This window comes from Helicobacter cappadocius (assembly GCF_030688855.1).
Taxonomy (GTDB): Bacteria; Campylobacterota; Campylobacteria; order Campylobacterales; family Helicobacteraceae; genus Helicobacter_J; species Helicobacter_J cappadocius.
This window is the reverse complement of sequence record NZ_JAUYZK010000006.1, coordinates 74,015-97,924: the sequence shown is the minus strand read 5'-3', so window position 1 is coordinate 97,924 and position 23,910 is coordinate 74,015. Positions and strand designations below refer to the sequence as shown.

At 33.6% G+C, this 23,910-nt stretch carries 22 protein-coding genes; 14 read left to right on the top strand and 8 right to left on the bottom strand.

From position 1 onward, the window contains the following. The first annotated feature begins 46 nt into the window (after window positions 1-46). The 13 genes from Q5I06_RS05340 (at window position 47) to traF (ending at window position 14,792) form a co-directional block, all read left to right on the top strand. Complete coding sequence (locus tag Q5I06_RS05340; RefSeq protein WP_305520915.1) at window positions 47-1,249, top strand: hypothetical protein; 1,203 nt, start codon at window positions 47-49, stop codon at window positions 1,247-1,249. Window positions 1,250-1,319: 70 nt separating this feature from the next. Beyond that, entirely contained in the window at window positions 1,320-1,757 is a 438-nt protein-coding gene (gene flgB, locus Q5I06_RS05335) for a flagellar basal body rod protein FlgB (RefSeq protein WP_305517114.1), read from the top strand. Between the two features lie 14 nt (window positions 1,758-1,771). Next, on the top strand, window positions 1,772-2,266 hold the full coding sequence (gene flgC, locus Q5I06_RS05330; RefSeq protein ID WP_305517113.1) for a flagellar basal body rod protein FlgC: 495 nt from the start codon (window positions 1,772-1,774) through the stop codon (window positions 2,264-2,266). Between the two features lie 24 nt (window positions 2,267-2,290). After that, window positions 2,291-2,593, top strand: coding sequence for a flagellar hook-basal body complex protein FliE (gene fliE / locus Q5I06_RS05325; protein WP_305517112.1), 303 nt, complete (start codon window positions 2,291-2,293; stop codon window positions 2,591-2,593). Window positions 2,594-2,603: 10 nt separating this feature from the next. Then, entirely contained in the window at window positions 2,604-4,367 is a 1,764-nt protein-coding gene (locus tag Q5I06_RS05320; protein WP_305517111.1) for a peptidoglycan D,D-transpeptidase FtsI family protein, read from the top strand. 56 nt (window positions 4,368-4,423) lie between these two features. Further along, window positions 4,424-5,125: a hypothetical protein gene (locus Q5I06_RS05315; RefSeq protein ID WP_305517110.1), complete on the top strand. Its 702-nt coding sequence runs from the start codon at window positions 4,424-4,426 to the stop codon at window positions 5,123-5,125. 173 nt (window positions 5,126-5,298) lie between these two features. Further along, window positions 5,299-7,452 carry a TonB-dependent receptor domain-containing protein gene (locus tag Q5I06_RS05310; RefSeq protein WP_305517109.1) on the top strand — a complete coding sequence of 718 codons (2,154 nt, stop codon included), beginning with the start codon at window positions 5,299-5,301 and terminating at the stop codon, window positions 7,450-7,452. Window positions 7,453-7,598: 146 nt separating this feature from the next. Then, window positions 7,599-9,743 carry a TonB-dependent receptor family protein gene (locus Q5I06_RS05305; RefSeq protein WP_305517108.1) on the top strand — a complete coding sequence of 715 codons (2,145 nt, stop codon included), beginning with the start codon at window positions 7,599-7,601 and terminating at the stop codon, window positions 9,741-9,743. Window positions 9,744-9,841: 98 nt separating this feature from the next. After that, window positions 9,842-11,044, top strand: a complete 1,203-nt coding sequence (locus tag Q5I06_RS05300) for an HD domain-containing protein (RefSeq protein ID WP_370690928.1) — start codon at window positions 9,842-9,844, stop codon at window positions 11,042-11,044. Next, window positions 11,044-11,808 (top strand): flagellar biosynthetic protein FliR, encoded by a 765-nt coding sequence (gene fliR, locus Q5I06_RS05295; RefSeq protein ID WP_305517106.1) that lies wholly within the window; start codon window positions 11,044-11,046, stop codon window positions 11,806-11,808. The genes Q5I06_RS05300 and fliR overlap by 1 nt, the downstream gene beginning before the upstream one ends. Before the next feature lie 10 nt (window positions 11,809-11,818). Further along, entirely contained in the window at window positions 11,819-13,045 is a 1,227-nt protein-coding gene (locus Q5I06_RS05290) for a molybdopterin molybdotransferase MoeA (protein ID WP_305517105.1), read from the top strand. A gap of 12 nt (window positions 13,046-13,057) precedes the next feature. After that, on the top strand, window positions 13,058-13,474 hold the full coding sequence (locus tag Q5I06_RS05285; RefSeq protein WP_305517104.1) for a universal stress protein: 417 nt from the start codon (window positions 13,058-13,060) through the stop codon (window positions 13,472-13,474). Window positions 13,475-13,529: 55 nt separating this feature from the next. Beyond that, a complete protein-coding gene (gene traF / locus Q5I06_RS05280) occupies window positions 13,530-14,792 on the top strand; it encodes a conjugal transfer protein TraF (RefSeq protein ID WP_305517103.1) in 1,263 nt (420 codons plus the stop codon). Window positions 14,793-14,845: 53 nt separating this feature from the next. Here traF and rplS read toward each other — a convergent pair whose 3' ends face one another. The 6 genes from rplS to ffh all read right to left on the bottom strand — a co-directional run bounded on the left by rplS (window position 14,846) and on the right by ffh (window position 18,409). After that, entirely contained in the window at window positions 14,846-15,202 is a 357-nt protein-coding gene (gene rplS, locus Q5I06_RS05275; RefSeq protein WP_305517102.1) for a 50S ribosomal protein L19, read from the bottom strand. After that, on the bottom strand, window positions 15,192-15,905 hold the full coding sequence (trmD, locus tag Q5I06_RS05270; RefSeq protein ID WP_305517101.1) for a tRNA (guanosine(37)-N1)-methyltransferase TrmD: 714 nt from the start codon (window positions 15,903-15,905) through the stop codon (window positions 15,192-15,194). Before trmD ends, rplS begins: the two co-directional genes overlap by 11 nt. Continuing rightward, the gene (rimM, locus tag Q5I06_RS05265; RefSeq protein WP_305517100.1) at window positions 15,905-16,468 is read right to left on the bottom strand and encodes a ribosome maturation factor RimM; all 564 of its coding nucleotides are present in this window, start codon (window positions 16,466-16,468) and stop codon (window positions 15,905-15,907) included. The genes trmD and rimM overlap by 1 nt, the downstream gene beginning before the upstream one ends. After that, the gene (locus Q5I06_RS05260) at window positions 16,452-16,703 is read right to left on the bottom strand and encodes a KH domain-containing protein (protein ID WP_305517099.1); all 252 of its coding nucleotides are present in this window, start codon (window positions 16,701-16,703) and stop codon (window positions 16,452-16,454) included. The genes rimM and Q5I06_RS05260 overlap by 17 nt, the downstream gene beginning before the upstream one ends. Window positions 16,704-16,706: 3 nt before the next feature. Further along, window positions 16,707-16,940: a 30S ribosomal protein S16 gene (gene rpsP, locus Q5I06_RS05255; protein ID WP_305517098.1), complete on the bottom strand. Its 234-nt coding sequence runs from the start codon at window positions 16,938-16,940 to the stop codon at window positions 16,707-16,709. A gap of 134 nt (window positions 16,941-17,074) precedes the next feature. Beyond that, window positions 17,075-18,409 (bottom strand): signal recognition particle protein, encoded by a 1,335-nt coding sequence (gene ffh, locus Q5I06_RS05250; protein ID WP_305517097.1) that lies wholly within the window; start codon window positions 18,407-18,409, stop codon window positions 17,075-17,077. 150 nt (window positions 18,410-18,559) lie between these two features. On the opposite strand from ffh, the gene Q5I06_RS05245 reads away from it, so the two are divergent. Then, window positions 18,560-18,973, top strand: coding sequence for a Fur family transcriptional regulator (locus tag Q5I06_RS05245; RefSeq protein ID WP_305517096.1), 414 nt, complete (start codon window positions 18,560-18,562; stop codon window positions 18,971-18,973). Between the two features lie 36 nt (window positions 18,974-19,009). Here the strand turns inward: Q5I06_RS05245 and Q5I06_RS05240 are convergent, their stop codons facing one another. Then, window positions 19,010-21,028, bottom strand: coding sequence for a hypothetical protein (locus Q5I06_RS05240; protein WP_305517095.1), 2,019 nt, complete (start codon window positions 21,026-21,028; stop codon window positions 19,010-19,012). A gap of 13 nt (window positions 21,029-21,041) precedes the next feature. Then, a complete protein-coding gene (locus tag Q5I06_RS05235) occupies window positions 21,042-23,906 on the bottom strand; it encodes a cytochrome c biogenesis protein (protein WP_305517094.1) in 2,865 nt (954 codons plus the stop codon). Window positions 23,907-23,910 lie beyond the last annotated feature (4 nt).

Below are 23,910 nucleotides of genomic sequence, written 5' to 3'. Positions count from 1 at the left end.
TTTCTGATATAATTGGCTTGAGAAATAATCTGAGCGGAGAGATGAGATGGAATTAAAGAAGAGTCCTAATTTAGTCTTTGATGAGTATGATTTAAATAAGGAATATTTTTCTCTTGAGGAAAACTCTCCATTTAGCATAAGAACTGAAGAGATAAGAAGACTTGATAATCCTAGAAAATTAGGTATTAGTGGCCATTTGAGAGCAAAAAATGAAAGCTATAGCGTTTCAGAGGCGATAGAAACTGCTATTCCTGCCTTAGATGAGCTTATTATAACTGTTCAGCCATATATCAATGATGGGGGTATAGATGAAACTTATGAAATTTGCAAACAAAAGAAACAAAAATATCCAGAGAAAATAAAATTATTTTATTACACCCCAGAAGTTGCCACTATTGCTCATTTTAAAGATACTGATATTTATGATACCAATGATTTGAAAGATGATATTCCAAATAATTCCATCCATAGTTTTTCCCATTACACTAATTTTGGTTTAAAAGAGATTTCATATAAATACTATATGAAAATTGATGCAGATCAAATCTATTGGACTGATAAACTCAAAGAATTAAGAGATAATATTCTGTATGCAGATAGATTTGCTAAATCACATCGGAGTTTTATCAATAGAGTTATTGGGAGACTTTTTAGACCCTTTTATAATTTTCTTTATTCCATATTGCCTACTAGAGTGTATATTTCATTTGTGACTTGGATTAATAAAAAATGTTTATTTGGAATGAGTGGTTTCCAGCTTACCTTGCGGGGGGGGGGGGGGCAACTTGGTGCAAATAATAAAACTCTAACAACCCTTAGATCAGAAACTTATAAAAAAGAACTCTTTGATTATTTTATCCCTCTATCTCTTCATTACAATCGTTTTTACTGCACAAATGGTGGAGTGGATACTTGTATATTTGCTCCAAACTCTAAGAATTTATTTTGTTACTTCAAAGATCATGGCGTTGAAATGCAGAATTTAGTCGGAAATGCAGGTTTTAGGAATTTGGGTTATTTTTGGTTTCATTTAGGAATGATCAAGCGAAATTATTTTGTTTCAGGACAATATTATCAAGATTATATTAATTTGAGAGATTTTTTGAATGCCACTTTTGAAGATTTAAAGCCAAAAATACAAACCAAAGCAGTTTATAAAAGTGATTATGATGGATTTTGGGATAATCTTTTTTTGAATTTCAAAAAAGACAAAAAACATATCGAAAATTTTTTCAAAGAATCTAAATAGTCTCTAAAAAATCATAAAAAATGGAATAAAAAATGCTTGATAAGAGGATATAAAATCTATGGAGTTTGTGATGAATTCGTCTTATTTTGAGTCTTCTAAGATATATCCTCTTGTGTATAAAGCACTTGACTATCGATCTGTTAGGCAAGATTTAATAGCAAGTAATATCGCAAATGTGGATACTCCTTTTTATAGACCTAAAGATATTGATTTTGAATCCTATCTCGCTAAAGAGGAGGCAAAAATTCTTCAAGCCAAGCCAGATCTAGAACTCAAGATGGCACAAACTTCTTCAAAACACCTTCAGGGGAAGGATTTTGAAGATAATAGAGCCTCAATGTTTTTTCGTGATGGACATTTAGCTAGAAATGATGGCAATAGCGTAGATTTAGATGTCGAGACAAGTGAGATGGGAAAAAACAGCGTGATGTATCAAGCACTTACAGTGGCACTGAAGAAGCATAAAGGAATTTTTGCTTATGCGATCGATTCAGGCAAGAATTTATAATTAAAGGGGTTTTAATGGCTTTTTTATCTAGTTTTGATATCAGTGGGTATGGATTATCTGCACAAAGATTTCGAGTCAATGTTATTTCTTCAAATATTGCTAATGCTAATACTACTAGAACTGATGAGGGAGGACCTTATAGACGACAAGAAGTGATACTTAGGGCATTTGATTTTAATAAAGTATTGAATGAAAAACTTGCTAAGAATAACAATAATGCAGAGTATGAAGATCCTCTTGATGAGGGAGATTTTGGAAAGTTGCCAAAACCTGCTATAATGAGTGTGTATGTTGATAAAATCGTTCGAGACGACAGAGAGCCTCTGATGAAGTATGATCCTAGTAACCCCGATGCAAATGCCGAAGGTTATGTGGCATATCCAAATGTCAATCCCGTCGTCGAAATGGCTGATTTGATTGAAGCTACAAGAGCATATCAGGCAAATGTAGCTGCATTTCAAAGTGCTAAAAATATGGCAAGTAACGCTATTGTGATGTTACAAGCTTGAGAATTTAAAGTTTAAGGAAGCAAAATGGAAAATATCAAAAATGATATCTCTCTTACCAAGCCATTGTCAGGTGTTTCTTCTAGCTCTCCTGTGAAGCCAGATGAGGGCGGAGAGTTTTCCAAGCTTTTGAAGAAGTCTATTGATGAACTTAATCAAGCTCAAGAAACTTCTGATAAGGCTCTTGCTGATATGGCAAGTGGTCAGATAAAAGATTTGCATCAAGCTGCCATAGCTATTGGCAAGGCAGAGACAAGCATGAAGTTGATGCTAGAAGTAAGAAATAAAGCTATTAGTGCATACAAAGAGATATTGAGGACACAAATTTAAGTTTATATAGATGGATGAAAGATCAAGAAAATCAGAAAAAGTCCTCCTTGTATTTTTAGTTCTCGTATTGTGTTTTGGTATTTTTGCCATTATCGTTTATACCAAAATCATCATTCCCCGTAAAATTCCCACTCTTATTGTTACAAAAACTGATGTTGCCACTAGAGGTTCTATTTATAGTCAAGATGGCTTTGATCTCGCTTCTAGCAAGAAACTTTATAAAGTCAGTGTGAATACCGAATCAATCGATCCTGATAAGAAACAGCTTTTTGTAAATCTTTTTTCCATTTATAGTGATATTCCAAAGCCTATTATTTTAGAGAAAATATCACAAAAAGGCTATATTGTGATTTCCTATAACATCAGTCCAAATACCGCTGCAAATCTAAGAGAGCTGAATTCTAAGCTTCTAGCTTATGATGTTTTTAGAGAATATGAGGATAAAAATGGACGGATTGTACAAAAAATGGGCATCGGAATTGAGGTAAGTGGGGTGAGCCGTATTTACACTTATGGAAATATTCTTGAACCAGTAATAGGCTACACCAAAAAAGTCGAAAATGGAAGGATTACTACAACAGAAGGCGTGAAGGGTATTGAAAAATATCGCGATGGGATTTTATCTCCCAAACAAGATGGAAAACTTGAGGGGAAACGTGATATAGGATTTAATATCATTCAAAATAAAGATTCTAAATATAAAGCTCGTCAAGATGGTTTTGATGTCCAGCTTAGCATTCCTTTGAAGCTCCAAAAAAGGGTAGAGGAAATCTTGGATAATGCGAATGAAAAATATAAATCTAAAGAAATTGTAGTGGGTATTATTAATCCCAAAACAGGGGAGATTCTTTCTTTGGCAACGACCAAACGTTTTGATCCTAAAAATATCAAAAAAACAGATTACTCTTCTTTGAATGTTGATGCGATTGAAACTTCTTATGAGCCTGGTAGCACCATAAAACCTATAGTGTATTCGATACTGCTAGATAAAAATCTCATCAACCCGTTGCAAAGCATCGATTTAAATAAAGGTGTGTATAAGCTTGGAAAATACACAATTCGTGATGATACTATTCCTCTAAAAAATCCTATTATTGAGGATATTTTGATTCGTTCAAGCAATGTAGGAATGATAAAAATCACACAACGATTGAGTGGCAAGGAATTTTATGATGGACTCAAGAGTTTTGGACTATCTGAAAATACTGGGATTGACTTGCCTTATGAAAAAAATGGTCTGATTCCAAGTGTTAGATTATTGAGTGGAGAGACTTATAAGGCTAGTGCTTCTTATGGCTATGGACTGAGAACTACTTTTATACAGCTTTTGAGAGCATATAGCGTATTTGCCAATGGTGGTTATCTCATTACCCCGCATCTCACACAAAATCTCAAAGCACCTAATGGAGATATTTATATTCCAAAACTCCCTCCAAATAGACAAGTTATTTCTTCTGCTACGGCTAAAAAAATGCAAGATACGCTTATTAAAGTGGTGAATGTTGGAACAGGAAAACCTGCAAAGGTAGATGGGCTTATTGTGGGAGGAAAAACAGGTACGGCAAGAATTGCAAAACAAGGAAAATATGATAGTTTATATAATGGATCATTTTTTGGTTTTGTTAGAGACAGCGAAAATATTTATACAATTGGAGTGGTGGCCTTTGGTTCTCATCAAAACGAGGACTATTATGGAGGCAAAACCGCTGCCCCAATTTTTAAGGAAATCGTGGAGCTTTTAAAATCACAAGGCTACTTGAAAGTATCAAAATGAAGTTTTGATTACCAAATTTGAATATGATTTGATTTATCAATTTAAAAAGGACAAAAATGAAAAAAACTCTCGTATTTTTACTTATCAGTTTTTGTGTATTGTATGCAAATCTTCCTATAGAAAAGACTCTCAAGGAAGATCAGGGTATTGATATTAAAGTCATAGATTCTGTTGATAGTGGGGTAGATGGACTTAACATCACCACTTTGGAACAACCTGATGGTTTTCGCATACCTGTGTTATCGAGTAAAGATGGAAAAACGGTTATAGGAATTCCTGATTTATTGATTTCTGGGAACGAAAAATTTAAAGATACCTTGCAGAAAATTTATGAAGAAATAACTAAACATAACGATAATATTAGAGAAAAATCAGTATTAGAAGTTTTCAAAAAACACAATGATAAAGTTATAAAGCTTGAAGGAAAAAATAAATCAAAAATTACTTATATGGTGGTTGATCCTAATTGTCCTTATTGCCATCAAGAAATTCAAAAGCTTGGTGAGACATTGGAAAATTCAAACGTTTATATGCTTGTTATCGGGGCATTAGGAATGGATTCTGTAAAAAAAGCCGCAACTTTTTATGAGGAAATAAAAGATAAAAAATCTCAAAAAGATAAAATAAAATTAATCCATGAAGCTTTTGAGAAGAGCTACAAACCAAAAGGAGGTGTGGATATTTCAAAAATGATGATTATTGGCAGAGAACTTGCTCAAGCTGGAGTGAATGCTGTTCCTTATATCATAAAAAAATAATCTTATATTTTGACCCATTTTTGGGTCAATCTTCCACTATCTACACATAGTATTATTGTTATTCCTACTCTTAATTTCCTCATATTTTATCCATAATTTCTTGATAAATTAATTTGAATATAAGAATTGTTATTATAGTATTCAAAAATTTTAATTTTTGAAGGAGTTTTTTTATGAAAAAACAGGTATGGCTATCGTTTTTATTTTTATTATCTTTATTATTTGCTGAGGATAATCTAGTGGGCGATACACAGACTTACACATTAGGTAAATCAGTTGTATCTGCAAGTGGATTTGAACAAAACATACAAGAGGCTCCAGCAAGTATTTCTATCATTACTGGAAAATCTCTAACCCAAAAGCAGTTTTTTGATCTAGCTGGTGCAGTAAATGGAGTACCGGGCGTTGATATTGGTACGGAGATGGGAAAAACAGGGGGACTTAATATTAGTATTCGTGGTATGCCTAGTGATTATACACTTATAATGATGGATGGACACAGACAAGATGCTGGAGGCAATGTAGCTACAGATAATGTGGGATGGTCAGAAGCCTTTACAAGTTTTATTCCCCCGACATCTTCTATTGATAGGATAGAGGTTATTAGAGGACCTATGAGTACTCTTTATGGTAGCGATGCGATTGGAGGGATTGTGAATATTATCCTCAAAAAACCCAATATGAAACATTTTGAAGGAGCAATGAATCTTTCAAGTGTGCAAAACCAGCACTTTGAAAAATATGGTTCACAATATTCTCAAGATATGTATTTATCTGCACCCATCATTGAAGACAAGCTTTCTTTCTCACTTAGAAGCAGAGAATATTTTCGTACCGCTTGGGATACGAGTGTGCCTTATACCAAAGGAGATCAAACCCTCATAAGACAACCCACTACGCCTGTTTATATAGGACTTCCTACAAAATCAAATATTTATGATATTGGTGGGCGATTGGCTTATCAAATTGATGACAAAAACTATACTTATATAGATGCCCAGTATTTTTATGATGACTATGATAACTCTAATGAACAGCTAGGAGGGGCTTTGAGTGCTACAAAAGATTATGTCAATGCTAGGGCAAATTTTATATTAGCACACGAGGGGAGTTATGATTTTGGAAAATGGAATACCTCCATACAATACAATGATACGGCTAACAAAGGTCGTATTATAGGGCATAAGCCAGGTAAAACCAAAAATTATAACAACAGAGGACTAGAGGGACGCGATGTTATTGTAGATACCAAGCTTGTTTCTGCACTTGGTAAGGATTGGTATAGTAATAATCTCACTGTTGGGGGAAGATATTGGTTTCAATGGATGCGTGATTTGCTAGTAGAGCCTTCAGAGTTTGCACAAAATACAGGAGCTTTGTTTGTAGAAGATGAATGGGATCCTTTAGATGTTCTTGCTATTACATTAGGTTTGCGTTATGATTATAATCAGACCTACCATTCAAATTTTTCTCCTAGAGTTTATGCAGCTTATACGCCTGTTAGTTTTTTTACTATCAAGGGCGGAATTTCTACAGGTTACAAGGCTCCTTATATTAATGAACTTGTAAATGGTGTCAATGGCTATGGATCACAAGGAGCATTTCCTTATATAGGTAATCCAAATCTAAAACCCGAACACAGTATCAACTATGAAATCTCAGCAGTATTTGATGTTCCAAAAGCTGGACAAGCTAGTTTGACTTATTTTTATAATGATTTTAGAGATAAGATAGCAAAAGTTTCAGTCAGTCCATCTGATAATCCTACTTGCGTGCCTTATGACACGACATCTTATAATTATTGTTTTCTTTTCTCCAATCAAGATAGAGCTTATGTGCAGGGTGTAGAGCTACATTTTGATTCGCAAAGTTTTTTTGGATTTTCTCTTCAGGCATCTTATACATTTTTAGACAGTCATTATACAAGTGGCGTGTATAAAAATTCTCCGCTTGTAGATACTCCAAGACATCAAGTTTATGGAAAGCTTGATTATACATACAAGGCATTTGATATTTATTTTATGGGAAATTACAAATCCTCAAGAGCAATTTTGCCTACCACTTCAGTAATAAATGGTGCAAAAGGTTCAGAGATTGCAACAGCTATTGGGCATTATAATCCTTATGCGGTGTTTGATTTGGTTGCAAGTTATTCATTTAGCAAAAACTTGCGAGGAAGTTTTGGAGTCTATAATCTATTTGATAAAAATTTCCAAGACTACACTTATGTAAAACAAGATAGTAAAAAACACGATATTATTGTAAATCGATACAATGTTACCCAAGAGGGCAGGAGATTTTGGATATCATTGAGTATGAATTTTTAGTCTATCCTAGCATTTTATTTCGCCTATAAAAATCTGCAATAGGCGATTCTTCTTATAAGTGATTAATTTTTAAACTGATATTAATTTTCATTTTTATATTATTTCAAAATCAATTATCAAAATTATAGTTAAGGATTTATATGAGAATGAAACTAGTGTTTCTAGGATTAGGGTTATTGGTAGGGCTTAATGCAGACGATTCTACACAAGATTATACTCTCCAAAAGGTTGAGGCTTCTGCTGAGAGAGTTGATAGTGCTCCAGAGAGTTGGCGTTCTGATGAGGTCAAAAACTATATGGGATCTAGAACTGTTATATCAGGAAAACAACTCAAAGAAACTGCAAATCAAACTGTAGATGAGGCGTTGCAGAATATACCTGGTGTTCAGATTAGGGATTATAGTGGAACAGGCGTTTTGCCAAAGATAAGTTTTAGAGGTTTTGGTGGTGCTGGAAATGGACATAGCAATACAGGTATGATTCTTTTAGATGGTATTCCTATTTACGGGGGTCCTTATTCCAATCTTGAATTAGCTATTTTTCCTGTTACTTTTGAAGCCGTTGATCGCATCGATGTTATCAAGGGGGGGGCAAGTGTGCAATACGGACCTAACACCTTTGGTGGGGTTATTAATATTATCACCAAAGATATACCTGAGCAGTGGCAAAATCAGATCTCTGAAAGGATTACATTTTGGGGAAAAGACACGGGCTCACCTTTTAGAAAAAATGGCGAACCTGTGGCAAACAATATGCTTTTTGATACCTATCTCAAAACGGGCGGAATGATAAATGAACATTTTGGTATCCAGGCACAAGCAAACTATGTAGGCGGTCAGAGTTTTCGTGAAAATAGCAATACAAGTGTGCAGAACTATATGCTAGATGCAATTTATAAGATCAATGCAGAAAATAATATCAAAATGTATTACCAATACTATAGCTATTTTGCTAAGGATCCAGGTTCTTTGAGCGTAGAGGATTATGAAATTGATAGATTCCAAAATAAACGTCCAAACAATAGTGATGATGGCGTGGCAAAGCGATTTGGAGTGACTTATACGAATTATTTTGGAGATATAGACAAAGTCGGTGGAAACTTTACTTTTACCTATTTCAACCACGATATGACGAGAAATTTTACTATTGACTCTAATTACAATAAGATTTCTGCAGGTTATGATAAAAATCCGGCAGATGTTTCAGATAATGTTCGAAGATTTGTAGTTAATGGAGTGGAACCTAAAGTGAATATGACGATTAACTCTGGTGTATTGAAGCAAAACATCATTGCTGGAGCAAGATTTCTCACTGAAGATATCTATGGACATGGATATAAGACTACCTATGCAACAGGAACGATAACAGATCCCAAACCTTATGTGTTGCATAACAACTATACAGCACTTTATCTCAGCGATGAGCTTAGTTTTTTAGATGGTATGTTTAGCGTAACTCCTGGATTGCGTTATGAACTTTTAAACTATACAAACGAAAAAACCGATAAATCAAAATCTACTACAAGTATTTATCATCGAATTGATAATCAATTCAACCCTGCGATTAATATCGGGTTCAAGCCCATCAAAGACTTACTTTTTTATGCCAATTATACAAGAAGTTTTATTCCACCTCAAACAGGCGATATTGACGGCACAGATACAAATTATGTAACCACCTTTCAAACAGCAGAAGTTGGGACACGATATGCTCTAAATGATATGTTATCTATGAATGTGAATTATTTTGCAGTTTTTGCAGATAATTATCGCACTGGAAAATTCGCTACAGAACCTATATCTGCTATATCTCAAGGGGTAGAATTAGAGGGATATTATTCACCTATTGAAAATCTAACTCTCCATGCAGCATATACCTATACAAATGCTGCGGTTGCAAATAATAAAGCAAATAAAGCAGGTGTAAATATCAAAGGCAAAGAGCTTCCTTATGTTTCTCCTCATCAGTTTGTATTTGATGGAATTTATACATTAGGAAAAACAAGTTTTGGAGTTTCTAGTTATTTTTATAGTCCTGCATATACAGATATTTTAAATACAGTTGCTGAAAATTCTTCAGGCAGTGCCGGAAAACTCCCATGGTATTGGGTATGGAATGCTCAAGTCTCAAGAACTCTTTGGAAGTCTGGAAGACAAAGCATCAGTGGAAGTTTGGCTATGAATAATATTTTTAACATGAAGTACTATTTTAGGGGTATTGGTACTTCTCCTGTGGGAAGACAAGCAGCACCTGGAAGATCTGTAAGTGTGTATGTAAGTTATAATTTCTAAATCTTTTTTTGGGGCTTTTGCCCCTTCCATCTCTAGCACTTCTTATGCCTTATAAAACTATGGTAAAATTAAACAATATTTAATATATGGAAATACCTATGCAACTTTCAAAACCTCGTTTGAAATCAAAGCTTTTACGTCGGCTTTTTGTAGCAGCTTCTATACGTAGATGGAATGATCAGGCTTGTCCAGTGGAGTTTGTCGAGCTTGACAAACAAGCCCATAAAATGGTCATCGCCTATCTTCTAGCAAGATATGAAGAACAAGAAAGAGGGATTTGTATTGATTGGGAAAAGCTTATTAAATACTTTTGTTTTGAATTTTTTGCACGTGTAGTTCTTACTGATATTAAACCCCCTGTTTTTCATCAACTCCAAAAACACCATCAAACCGAACTTGCCCGTTATGTTATTGCTGAATTACAAGAAGAGCTAGGCGAGTATGAGTTTTTTGTTGAGATGGAGCAGTATTTATCCACCTCTACTGTTTCTATAGAAGTTGAGATACTTAGAGCGGCACATTTTTATGCTTCTAAATGGGAGTTTGATATTATATATAATTTTAATCCTTATATGTATGATATGAAAAATATCAAAAAAATTATTGATGATGAGGTTGAGGAACATTATCATTTGTCTGGAGTACAAAAGATTGTGATGTTTCAGAAGGTACGTGAGCTTGTCACAATGTTTGGACAACTTAGATTTCAAAAACGTTGGAGTCAAACTCCAAGAGTTCCTGCTACAAGTGTTTTGGGACATACCTTGATAGTGGCAATCAGTGCATATTTGCTCAGTTTAGATATTAAAACCTGCAAACAAATGCGAATCAACCATTTCTTAGGAGGTCTTTTTCATGATCTTCCAGAGATACTCACAAGGGATATTATTTCACCTATCAAGCGCAATGTGATGGGGCTAGATGATCATATTAAAAAAATAGAAGAAGAAGCTGTTAGGAGTAAGATATTGTCTATTGTGCCTCATAATATTGCTGATGATATTGTATATTTCACCCAAAATGAGTTTAGTAATCGTTATAAGGTGGAGTGTTTTACCAAAGTTGCCAAAGACGCAAAAGATTTAATGGAAAATTATAATTATGATGAGTATAGCCCTGTTTATGGAGAGTTTTTGAAAATATGCGACAATCTGAGTGCCTTTTTGGAAGCAAAAATATCTATTTCTCATGGTATATCAAGCCTTGAACTTAGTGATGGGGCAAAGAGTATTTTTCAAAAATGTTCTAGTTATGTTGTTGCTGATGTAGATATAGGGTCTATTTTTAGGGATTTTGAATAATGGAACTTCTAAGCACTCTCACTGATGGGAATGTGGGAAATTTTCTTTTACTATTGTTGCGATTTGCAGGAGTTTTTACTTTTTTCCCATTCTTTGATAATCAGCTTGTTCCGATCTCTGTTCGCGGAGCTTTGACTTTTTTTATGACAGTGTTATTTTTTCCTCTTCTTCCACATCCTGCATTTAATTTTACTATAGATACTTTTCTTATAGCTGGAGCGATGGAGATACTTTTGGGCTTTGTGGCTTCATTGGCTTTGCAGATTGTATTTGGAGCGATTAGTTTTGCAGGAGATTCTATTAGTTTCTCGATGGGGCTTACGATGGCAAGTGCATATGATCCAATGAGTGGATCTCAAAAACCTATTGTAGGTCAAGCAATCTCTCTTTTGGCAATTGTTATCGCACTTAGTGCTAATTTTCATCATTTTGTGTTAATGTTTGTCGCACATACTCTTTCAAGTATTCCTCTAGGAGGGTTTGTATTGAGTAATGATATTGTATCTTATTTGACAAAGGCATTCACAGATATGTTTCTAATCGGTTTTGCAATGGCGTTTCCTATTTTGGGGTTAGTGCTTTTGAGTGATATTATTTTTGGCATGATCATGAAAACTCACCCACAATTCAATCTTTTAGCAATTGGTTTTCCTGTAAAAATAGGTATTGCTTTGGTAGTGATTATATTGATTATTCCTGCAATTATGATTCGCTTTAAAGATGAATTGAATTTGGCATTTTTAGCATTAAAAAAATTATTTTGAAAGGAAGTATATGGATGCAATTTCTTTAAAACAAGCACAAGAAATCAATTCATCCATTCGTGCTGTAGTGCTAGGAGTTATACAAAAAAGTATTTATGAGGCTTTTGGAGAGATTTTGGCAAGAGATATTATCTGTGAAAAATCTCTTCCAGCATTTGATAATTCTGCTATGGATGGCTATGCACTGAAAATTTCAGACATCAAAAAGAATATTAAAATTAATGGCAGGGTTTTAGCTGGAGATGATGCACGAGATTTAGAGATTTTAGATGGAGAATGTATAAAAGTGATGACAGGGGGGATGCTACCTAAGGGGAGTGAAGTAGTTGTTCCTTTTGAAGATGTGGAACTCAAGGATAATGGTTATATAAGAGTTGTAAAAGATTTCAAACCAAATGCAAATATTCGATTTAAAGGTGAGGAAAAATCTATAGGAGATCTAATAGCAAAAAAGGGGGATAGACTTACTCATGGACTTATTGGCCTCATAGCTTCTCAGGGTGTCAAAAATGTGGAGGTTTATAAGAGACTTAAAATCGCCGTGTATTCTAGCGGAAATGAAATCATTGAACCTGGGGAGAGTGCAAAAGAACATCAAATATATAATATCAATGCGGTCTCTATCATAGCTTTATTACGAGCTTATGGATATGTGGCTGAATATTTAGGTGTTTTGAAGGATGATCTTGATGTTTTAAAAAAAGAAATTGAAGTGTTTCAAAAATACGACATTGTTATTACTAGTGGTGGAGTGAGCGTTGGGGAGGCTGATTTTTTCGAAAAATCTCTGAAAAATTCTGGTGCTCAAATCAAATATCACGGAATAAATATCAAGCCTGGACGTGCTATTATGTTAGCCGTATTGGGAAATTCTACGATTTTTTCTTTACCTGGAAACCCACTTAGTGCAATCACTCTTCTCAACACTATTATTTTGCCAACGATTCAAAAACTCTCTGGAGCAAATAAAATCTATCCAAAACCCATTTTTGCAAAGTTAAAAGCCCCTATTAAGCTAAAAAATGGAAGAGTAAATATGGTTTTAGGTAGATATACTAAAGGAGAGTTTGAAGTTTATAAGGGTGGAAATTATGGATCAAATGCTATTAGTGTGATTAATGAATGCGACAGTATTGCAATTATAGGAGAGAAGATTTCTCAGATACAAGAGGACATAAAAATTTTGCCTTATGTTATGGAATTTTCTGATACAATATTTGATATTATCAATGAATAAGAGGAGTTCAAAATGGTAAAACTATTATTTGGTGTGAGTGATACAGAAGAATGCAGGAGAGCCATAAAAACCATTATTAATATATTTGGTAGTCAGGATAAAGTTGCTCTGACTCTTTTGCATGTAACTCCTGAAGTTTTGGTCTATGCTGAAAGTGGGATTGTGGATTATGGAACAATTGAAAATATCGAAAAAGAAAAATCAAATGAGATTCTTGATGAGTTTGAAAAAACCTTTGAAAAAGAAGGCTTAAAATGTGAAAAGATTCTTAAAACAGGTAATCCTATTGATGTTGTTTTGGAGATTGCCGATCAATATGATTTGTTGGTAATTGGTGCGAGTGAGTCATCATTGTTGCATCGAATATTCAGCTCCCATCAAAATAGTTTTATCAACTCATCGCCTATTCCTGTTTTGGTTGCAAAATAAATTTGATAAAGCCTTGAGTTTTTATGAAATATATATACTCAATTAGAGGTATTCATTGAAAAAGATCCTTATATTCTTAGGTGCTTTAGGAACATTTTTCTCAAATGTTGCTGCACTTGAGTTTGGGGGAATGGGAAATGTCTCTGCTGGTATGGGTGGAGCGGGAGTGGCATTGAGCTCTTCTCCTTATGGGATATATTATAATCCCGCACTCTTGAGTGCTGATAATAAAACAAAATTTGGGTATAGCATTGGCGTTCAGTATAGGCAAAAGAATATAGATAAACTCGCTAATGTAGATTTTCGAAATATCGCATCTTCTCCTGAGAGCCTAGAATCTTTTAAGGATATCTTGACTGATAATAATTTAAGCATCATCAGTCAAAATGGAATTGTTTTTCAACTTTCATCTTCTGTTATTAGGGAAGAATTTGGTGTTGTATCCTTAGCGTATTTTGGATCAGCTTATGCAAATCTTTCTGTTGCAACAGATCCTGATCGTATGGATTTGATTGTCCAAGATGGTGCCAATTATCACAAACTTATAACAAATGGAATGGGGGGTTATGATTCAGTGCCCACTACTCAAGCTGATTATCAGGCTCATTCTCTTGTTTATGCACTTCAGCAGGGGAATGTGCATAAGCTTGTGACCTCTACTTTTGTTCTTTCTGAAATACCGATTGCATATGCAAAAACTCTATATCTGGAAAATTCTAATTTAAACTTTGGAGTTGCATTAAAGTTGATGAATGGTGTATTTTCCGTAGATAATATTTATCTAGGCAACTCATTTAGCCAAGATAATTTTAAGAACCCCTTTTCTAAAGGAAGCTATGAATCCTCTACAAACTTTGGGGTTGATTTGGGGATGATGTATGAAATTGATTTTCCGAAGTTTCGTTATCTTACACTTGGAATTGTAGCAAAAAATGTCAATAGTCCAATTTTTAAATATTCTACCGAAAATATTATGATAAAGCCTCAGTATCGAATTGGTATAGCTTACAATGAACGTTATTTTACACTTGCTTTGGATGCAGATATTTTGCCCAATGATATGTTGAATTTCAGCTATGAAAAACAACAAAGCCAGATGATTGGGGGCGGGGTTAAATTTGATCTGAAATATGTTGATTTAAGAGCAGGGCTTATGAAGGATATTAGACAAGATGATGGGGTGATATTGACAGGAGGGATTAATATACTAGGGCTTTTTGATATTTCTATACAAACAGGAACAAAAATAGGAGAAGCCAAAGGTTACAAAATCCCAAGATACTTAGATTTGAAGCTAGGTGGGAGTTTTTCATTCTGATAAAATGAAAAATTAAGAGAAAATGATGATTGCATCTTCTCTTAATAAGTTTTTTATTTTCGTAATTCTTTGATTCTAGCAGATTTTCCTTTTCTATCTCTTAGGTAGTACAACTTAGCTCTTCTGACCCTACCGATTCTTAGAACCTCGATTGTATCAAGACTTTCGCTATAAGCAGGGAAGGTTTTTTCCACACCAATATTGTTTGCACCCATTTTTCTAACAGTAAATGTCCTATCTACGCCATTTCCTCTAATAGAAATGCAAATACCTTCAAAATATTGAATACGACTTTTTTCACCTTCTTTTATTCTAATACCTAGCTTTACAGTGTCTCCTGCCTTGAATGTTGGAACTTTTTTGTCGCCAATTTGAGTTTTTTCAAAGCTTTCAATATATCTATTTTTCATTTTGCACCCTTTTTGTTGCTTTCCATTTTTGGTATAAATCTGGCCTAAAGTACTTTGTCTTTGAAACTGCCAAATTATTTTTCAAGTCGGCAATTTTACTATGATTTCCCTTTGAAAACTCTGAAGGTGGAATAAAATTTTGAAATTCTTTTTTTAAATTCATCACTCTGGAAAAATTGGGTGCTTCTAAAAGATGGGATTGAAAACTCTCTCCAACAAGTGAATTTGGATTTCCAAGCACCCCTTGTATCTGTCTAGAAATGCTATCACAGATACATAAAGCCGGTAGTTCTCCACCTGTTAGCACAAAATCTCCCATGCAAAAGACTTCATCAGCATTCATTTCAATAGATCTCTCATCAAACCCTTCATATCGACCACAAACAAGCACAATGTGACTTTTGTTAGCTAATCTCACAGAATCATTATGTTTGAAGGGTTTTCCTGCAGGAGATAAAAAAATAGTGTGTTTAGGATTTTTTAAGTCTCTTATGGCATGTTCTATGACATCAGGAGAGAGGACTTGTCCTGCTCCTCCTCCAATTTGTGCATGATCGACCTTTTTGTACTTGTCTTTTGAATAATCTCTGATATTGACAATATTGATTTTAATAAGGTTTTTAGAGACAGCATTTTTTAAGATAGAATCTTCAAAATAAAAATTGATGAGATTTGGAAAAAGTGTAAGAAAAGTAAATTGCATTAACTTGCTTCTAATATAGATTTTGCACCTTTGACAAAAATACTTTTTTCTTCCCTTGAGACTTGTATTATAAATACTTCTATATAGGGTATCAAAAATTTTTTTGGCAATTTTTCTAAGACAAGTTTTTCTGAAGTTTCTATAATGAGATAATCTATTGCTCCAATACGTTCAATATTTACTACTTTTCCTAATATTTCGTTGTTTTCATCGATCGTATAACCAATGAGTTCAAACCAAAAATATTCATTTTCATTTAGTTTGCATAGCCTTTTGGTATCTTCTATGCTTACATATGCTATAGCATTCGTGAGTGTTTTTGCTTGAGTTATCTCATCAATACCTTCAAAAAATACAACAGATTTGTTTGGATTAAAGCTTTTGATTGTATAAGAAGAATCAGAAGATGAAAAATTATCAGGAAATACCAGAGTCAGATTCAGTCCCTTTTGAATGCTTTGAGGAAAGTCAGTGTTTAAAATAAATTTTAATCCACCATCAAGACCAATCGTTCTACCTAATTTGCCTACTTGGACTAAAGATGAATCATTTTTTGGAATCATTAGCTTGAACGACTATTTTGTAGGTTAGACCATCTTTTGCTTTTGCTCCAGATATGAAAGTTTTCAAGGCACTTATCATCTTCCCATCTTTACCAATAACTCGACCAATATCAAGAGGTGAAGTATAAATAACGATACTTCTACACCCATCCATGGTAGGGGCAACAGAGATACTCACTTTATCAGGATGTTGAACTATTTTTTTTACATAGTTTTCTAAGAATTGTTCTACCATCTTTTACTTGCTTGAGGATAGTTTTGCTACTCTTTCACTCATTTTAGCACCTACGCTTTTCCAATAGTTTAATCTATCAGTGTCGATTTTTACTACGGCAGGTTCTTCTAGTGGGTTGTAAAAGCCGATGGATTCAATCCAGCCACCATCTCTTCTTTTTCTAGAATCTGTAACTACAACGCGATAAAATGGTTTTTTCTTTCTTCCCATTCTTGTTAATCTAATGACTGTTGCCATATGTTTCTCCTTGAAGACTTTGTAATATTTTGATACTTCTAAATTTAAGATTTCGGACTATATCCTATCTTTCAACTTTTAAAAAACCTGAATTATAACCAAAAAGAACTCTATTTTAAATTAAAATTCTTAAACTACCTGATTTTTCCTTTCATTTGCCCCATCATACTCATTAGATCTTGCATTCCACCTTTGGAACTGAGTTTTTTAGCCATTTTAGCAGCGTTGTCAAACTGTTTGATGATGCGATTTATATCACTGACTTCTAGTCCGCTTCCAAGTGCTATTCTTTTTCTGCGACTTCCATTAAGTAAATCCGGATTATCTCTTTCTTTTGGGGTCATTGAATTGACCATAGCTTTGATCCTTTTAATTTCTCCAGAATTATCCAAATCTACATTTTTTAGAGCTCCTGCCATATTTCCAAGACCAGGAATCATAGAAACAATGGAACTCATTGAGCCTAGTTTTTTGATGTTTTCTATTTGTGCTAGAAAATCAGTGAATGTGAATTGACCTTTTTTGATTTTTTTACTTAAAATTTTTGCTTCTTGTTCATCTAATATAGTGGCTGTTTTTTCAGCTAAAGAGGCAATGTCTCCAGCACCCATAAGTCTAGATATAATTCTATCGGGCATAAAAACATCAAGATCGGGGATTTTTTCCCCATTTCCAATAAAACGCAACGGAATACCTAGTTGATAGGCAATAGAAAGTGCGATACCCCCTTTTGTATCACTATCAAATTTACTCAAAATTACTCCAGTAATACCTATTTTTTGATTAAAAGTATCTGCACTCCTTATCCCATCTTGACCACTTAAAGAATCTGCAACATAAAAGGTTTCATAGGGTTCTAGTGTAGTTTTGATTGATTTAAGTTCATCCATGAGCTCTTCATCGATAGCCAATCTTCCAGCACTATCTACTATCATTACATCATATTGCCCAGCAATTGCCTTTTCTCTAGCTGCTTTTGCTACTTCTAAAGCGGATGTGTTTTCAAGATAAAAGACATCAACCTCAATTTGTGAAGCTAATTGCTTTAGTTGTTCTACTGCTGCCAAACGGACTAGATCACAGGCTACGAGCAAAACTTTCTTATTTCGTGTTTTTAGATAATTTGCAAGTTTGGCAGAGGTGGTTGTTTTTCCGCTTCCTTGTAAGCCTGTCATAAGAACGATAGTTGGAGGTTTATTGGAGTAGTTAAAGCCATAGTTTCCATTAGATTCCAAGATTTGTGCAAGTGCATTTTGAAGAGCATTTAGGAAATTTTGTTTACCGATTCCAGCTTGTTTGGTCTGTGTCTCGATATTTTTCAATAAATCTTTGGTGGCTTTATGGTAAACATCATTTTTTAAAAGAGATTTTTTCAGCTCTTCTAATGCTTTTGTGAGAGCTTTTTCATCATCATTGAAACGTATTTTGTTCAATGCAGTTTTAAATGATTCACTTAATGTATCAAACAACTCAAAACTCCTTGTGTATTGCAATTTGATTGTTTGGATTATTTTACAAGAAAACAACTTGTAAAAATCTAAAAAATCCATTAAAAATTTTTTGATACAATCCGTCATATTTAAATTAAAAATTTGATTTAGTTGAACGAGGATATGATTATGGACTTTGAAATGAGTTTAAAAGAGAAAAATCTTAAAGTTACACCCCAAAGGATAGCCATTTTGAGAGAAATTCAGAAAAATGGGCATATTGCAGTGGATGATATTTATGAAAACATCAAAAAGGATTATCCTTCCATCTCCCTTGCAACGGTGTATAAAAATATCACGGCATTGTATGAGGTGAATATTTTACGCGAAATAAAAGCCCCAGCTCAAAAGCAACGTTACGAGCTTAGCTATGATCATCATTTGCATGTAGCTTGTGAGAAGTGCGGAAAACTTGAAGATATTAAGGTAGATGTTTCTGAAGTTTCAGATAAATGTTCGAAGATGACAGGCTATATTTTACATGATGCATCAGCTGTATTTATTGGTCTATGCCCAGAATGTGCAAGCAGAAACAAAAAATAATTTGAAACTTTTAGATTTCCAAAGCTATTGGGATATTTAAAAGTTTTTCCTCACATCATCAAGAAATTTTTTTACTTTTTCTTGGTTATCTGGACGGAGTATTTTTTTGATAGCTTTATCAGCATTTTTTTGGATGTTCTTCATAGTCGCTTTTTTAATGAGCTCACTTGGGTCTAGTTGTATTATAGGTTCGTTTAGGTTTCCATCAATGAACATATATATATAATCTTGATGAGATGAAATTTTGAATTTAGAAGAGATTTTATTCTTTATAATATCTATTTTTAGGTATTGTGAATCTAAATTTATATCAGTGCTTTGCATCGTTAATTTTGCATCAAGGTTGCCTTTATCAATGTTTGAGAAGAAATTTGCTCCTTCAAAAACTTGTACATCTGTATCAATGCCTCTATATTTTCTAAAAATATTAGTTATTTGTGGATGAGTGATTTTGGCATCTTTAATGGAAGTTGAAATTTTACCCTTTTCAGATGTGATATCATAGTTCAGATCTCCTTGAATATCTCCATTTAATATAGCTGGGATCTTAAGCATATCAAAGAGTTTATCTATATTTACACCATCAAAGTTAGCGTACAGATTTTTTGGATTGATTCTTCCATTTATTTTTCCATCCAAACTTGTTGTTTGAAACTTAGCACTGATGCCTTTGTCGTATTTTATAATTCCATCAGCCTCTATTTTTCCATTTAGGTCTCTTCCTATAAGTCCTTTTAGTTTTGACAAATCTCGCACTAGCAGATCGTAGTTTCCATTTGCATAGGCATTATTGAAATCAATGTCTCCATTTTTTAACCTAAAATATCCAAGTGCTGATTCTACATTAAAATCAAAATTTCCTATCCCATCAGTAATCATAGCCCCAGTTTGCACTGTAAAAAAGACATCAGGAATATTTACCTGAGTGTATTTTTTGATGATACTGGGGTTAGTATTTGCTTTTACTCTCCCAGAAATGCTTAAGCTCCTAGAATTGCTCATATTCCCCATAAAAGTTGCAACACCACGTATGTATTGTGGTTTATAAAACATCCATAGCATTTTATCAACAGAGATTTTTTTGACATCAAATTGAAATTTTTGAGGGATAAATTTACTTAGGTTAAAAGAGTATTTGCTATCAGAATTTGCAATATCGGTATATCCTTGAATAAGAAGATTTTTCTCATTACCTTTTAAAATCCCTGTAGATTTAAAACCACCTCTGATGTTTTGAGATAGAATTAATCCTAGCGGTGCTATATCTACTAAAGAGATGTTGTAGTGGTTGTTGATTTCAAAAGTTGGAATTTGTATTTCGCCATCTGTGCTTATATTTCCAAAATTTGAAGTAAATTTTAAATTATTTTTGATTGTCTGATTTTCAAAATCTGCATTTAGGTCTAGTGAAAAAGTATCTTTAGGAATATTAATGTGAAGGTTCTTTTTTGCTAATTCTGAGTTTATTGTGCCTTTTTGAATTTGGCCGTTTATTTTTCCACTCATTGCAGTATGCCAGTTTCCCTTGAGGTCTGCATTGATATCTATATTTCCCCCAACATAGGGAGATTTTTCTAGAAAACTTAAGAGATCATCTATTTTTAATCCAATTATTTTAGCTTTAAGTTCTTCAAGTCTGAAGGATTCTATTTTTGCTTGAATATGACTGTTAGAGTTTGCAATATTGCTAGATGCGTTAATAATAAAATTCCGAATATTTCCCTTGAAGTTTGATTTTATATTGAAATTTTTTATTTCAGATTCAAAAAAAATTTTTCCATTGGCAAGAAGATTGCCCTGAAAATTTTGATTCCAAAGAGAAAAGTGGGCTTTTAATTTGACATCCATAGAATGATTGTGGATTGCAGAAATTTTAATATAAGTAGGTCTGAGTGAAAAATCTTTCAGTTCCAAAGAGATAGGAGAGTATTGATTAATTTTTGATTGAAGAAAAGGTTTTAAGAGATTGTTGCCAATCTGGGTAAATGCTACAACATACCCAAAAATAAGCAATACAATCAATATAAGCAGAATGAAAAAAATGATTTTTTTCAATTATTTTTCCTCACTAAATTTTTGGCATCTCTAGCTTTCTTTTCAAAGAAGCTAGAACAATCAAGATGATAGTTAAGGCTATAAAATAATATAAGAATACAGGAATAGGCACAGGATCTCCAGCGGCATAGCTGTGCATACCAGATAGATAGTAATTTACACCAAAATAAGTCATCAAAATAGAATAAAACCCAATCACGCTAGAAGTTGCAAAAACATATGGCATAAACCGAAATTTCAAAAATCTTAAGTGCAAAATAATAGCATAAACTCCAATGGAAATTAATGCCCAAGTTTCTTTTGGATCCCAACCCCAGTATCTTCCCCAAGATTCATTAGCCCATATTCCTCCTAAGAAATTTCCTACAGTTAGCATCAATAAACCAAGTATCATACTCATTTCATTAATAGCATTCAAAGATAAAATAGTTGAGTCTAAGTTAGGATGCTTTGGATTCCTAAAAATAAACATTACCAAAGTGATAACACCTAAAATAAAGCATAACCCTAAAAATCCATAACTTGCAGTAATAATAGAAACGTGAATATTGAGCCAATAGGATTTTAGAACAGGTACTAGATTTCCAATTTGAGGATCCATAAATCCTAAATTTGCAACAAAAAGAGCAATTCCTGCTAGAAAACTTGCTGCTGATAATGCAAGTTTTGATTTTCTGAAAAATATCACTCCAGCTATCCCTGCTGCCCAAGCAATATAGAGCATCGATTCATAAGCATTACTCCAAGGCGAATGACCGCTTACATACCAGCGTAAAATAAGTCCTATACTATGAATGCCTACGCATATAAGCATTAGTGTATATGTAGCACGAGCAAACCAGATATTTATGGGTTTATCACGCAAAATACTAACAAGAACAGCTATAAAAAGAACAACCCCTAAAATAATATAAGGTAAAGTCAGCTTATTGAAAAAATTCATATGGTTTAAGAATATTTCTGAATCTACTTTTGTTTTAGTAAGATAGAGATCTTTTCCATAAACTTGTTGGTACTTTGCAAGTCTATCAAGAGCAATATCTGCATTTTTCCATTCATTTTTTTCAATCCCCAAATCAAAGCCTGTATAGATGTCATTTAGAATACTTTGAATTTCTTTTGCGACAGAAGGCGAGGAATGTTCCATTGCTTCTAGAGGAGCTAACCATTTGTGAGAATTTTGATCAGGAAATATTTTTAAAACTTGTCCAGTAAAGACCATAAAAGCAAGATTTACACGTTCATCTACTTGTAAAATGTCATTATCAAAAGTGCTTCTTTCGTTAGGTTTTTTACGGTTTGCTTCTTCGACATAATTTTGCAACTTGTATCCGTTAGAATCAAATACATCATTAAAGGAAATGTATTTCTCATTGCTAGGAGTGCCTAATATCTCTCTAATTTTTGGAGTTTTTGTATAGATAATTTTGATTTCTCTCCAATCATCAGGATAGAGCATCATCCCTAAAAATACTTGATCGTTACTAAGTCCCTTAAAACCATCTGATTTGGTTATCTTATGGACTATATCCATAGCTACCGTATCTACAGGTTTTATTCTGCCTCCAAAATCTTGAAGTTGAAGTTGGGAAAATTTTCTTGTATGTGCTAGAGAGTTTTCTTTAAGATTTTTAAATCTTTGAAGAATTTGTTCTTTTGGCAACTTATAAAACAGATCATTTTGCATATTTGAACTGTTTATGCTCGAGCTGTTTGGAAGGGTTTGTGAGTTTGCTGATCCGTGAGTGTCTATTTTTCCTTCTTGTGCATACAATCCACTGCCCATACTTAAAAGTATCACTAGTGCAAAACCAGCGATTTTTTGACTCTGCAAAAATTTAGCCAGTTTTTTGAACCGACCTTCACGAGCAAAGAGCATCCAAATAGCACCTAATATTAGCATTCCATAGCCAATGTACGTTGGACGCTTTCCGGGATCTTTATTAACAGAAAGAATAGTTCCTTTTTCATCCATGTCGTAAGAGGATTGAAAAAATCGATAGCCATCATAGTCAAGGACATGGTTCATATAGATTTTATAAGGCATAATTATGTTTCCTTGCGTGTCTAATATTTCTACTTCAGAGGCATATGAAGAAGGACTATTAGACCCTGGATAACGTTCTAGGTCAAATTTATTTAGCTTGAGTGCAAAAGGTAAATGTATATTTTTGACTCCCCAGTTCATCGAAATAAGAGTATCTCCAAATGAGAGTTGCACATCAGCACTTTGTATTCCTGGTCCTCCGACAATGTTATAGGTTTTTGAAACTCCATCATAAGTAGCTTCAACAACCAAATATGAAGTATTATTGTTTTTATCCTGAGTGGTTTTACAAGCAGCTATGAATTTGAGTTCTAGAGGTTTTCCAAAAATCTTCACAGATTTTTTAGGATATCCTAGCAAGGGTTCTTTTGAAACTTCATCTGATTTACAAGAAAAATGACTAAAAATAGGATTTTTGAAAAATACTTTTTGTATTTTTCCATCTAAGGAAACTGCTGTGATGTTTATAGAGCTATCAGCACTTTTAATGATTGAGGTTGATTGTCCCTCCCGAATATGCATTGTGCCTTCAAAGCCGAAAAATCTAGTAACCCCTGCACCAAATATAATTACAATCAAGGAAGAGTGAAATAAAATACTAGAGTATTTTTTGCGACTCCAAGCTTTTGAAACAATTAAAGTTCCTATAAGTACCACAAAGAGATAAGCGTGAATAAAATTAAACCACCAAGTGTCATACACTACGGATTTTGCAAAAGCAGTTCCATAGTCATTCTCAACAAAAGTAGCAATAGCACAAGCAATTGCATATATTGCTAATAGGGGGATTGCTACCCAAAACGAACAAAACAATAATTTGAATATTTTCATAAAA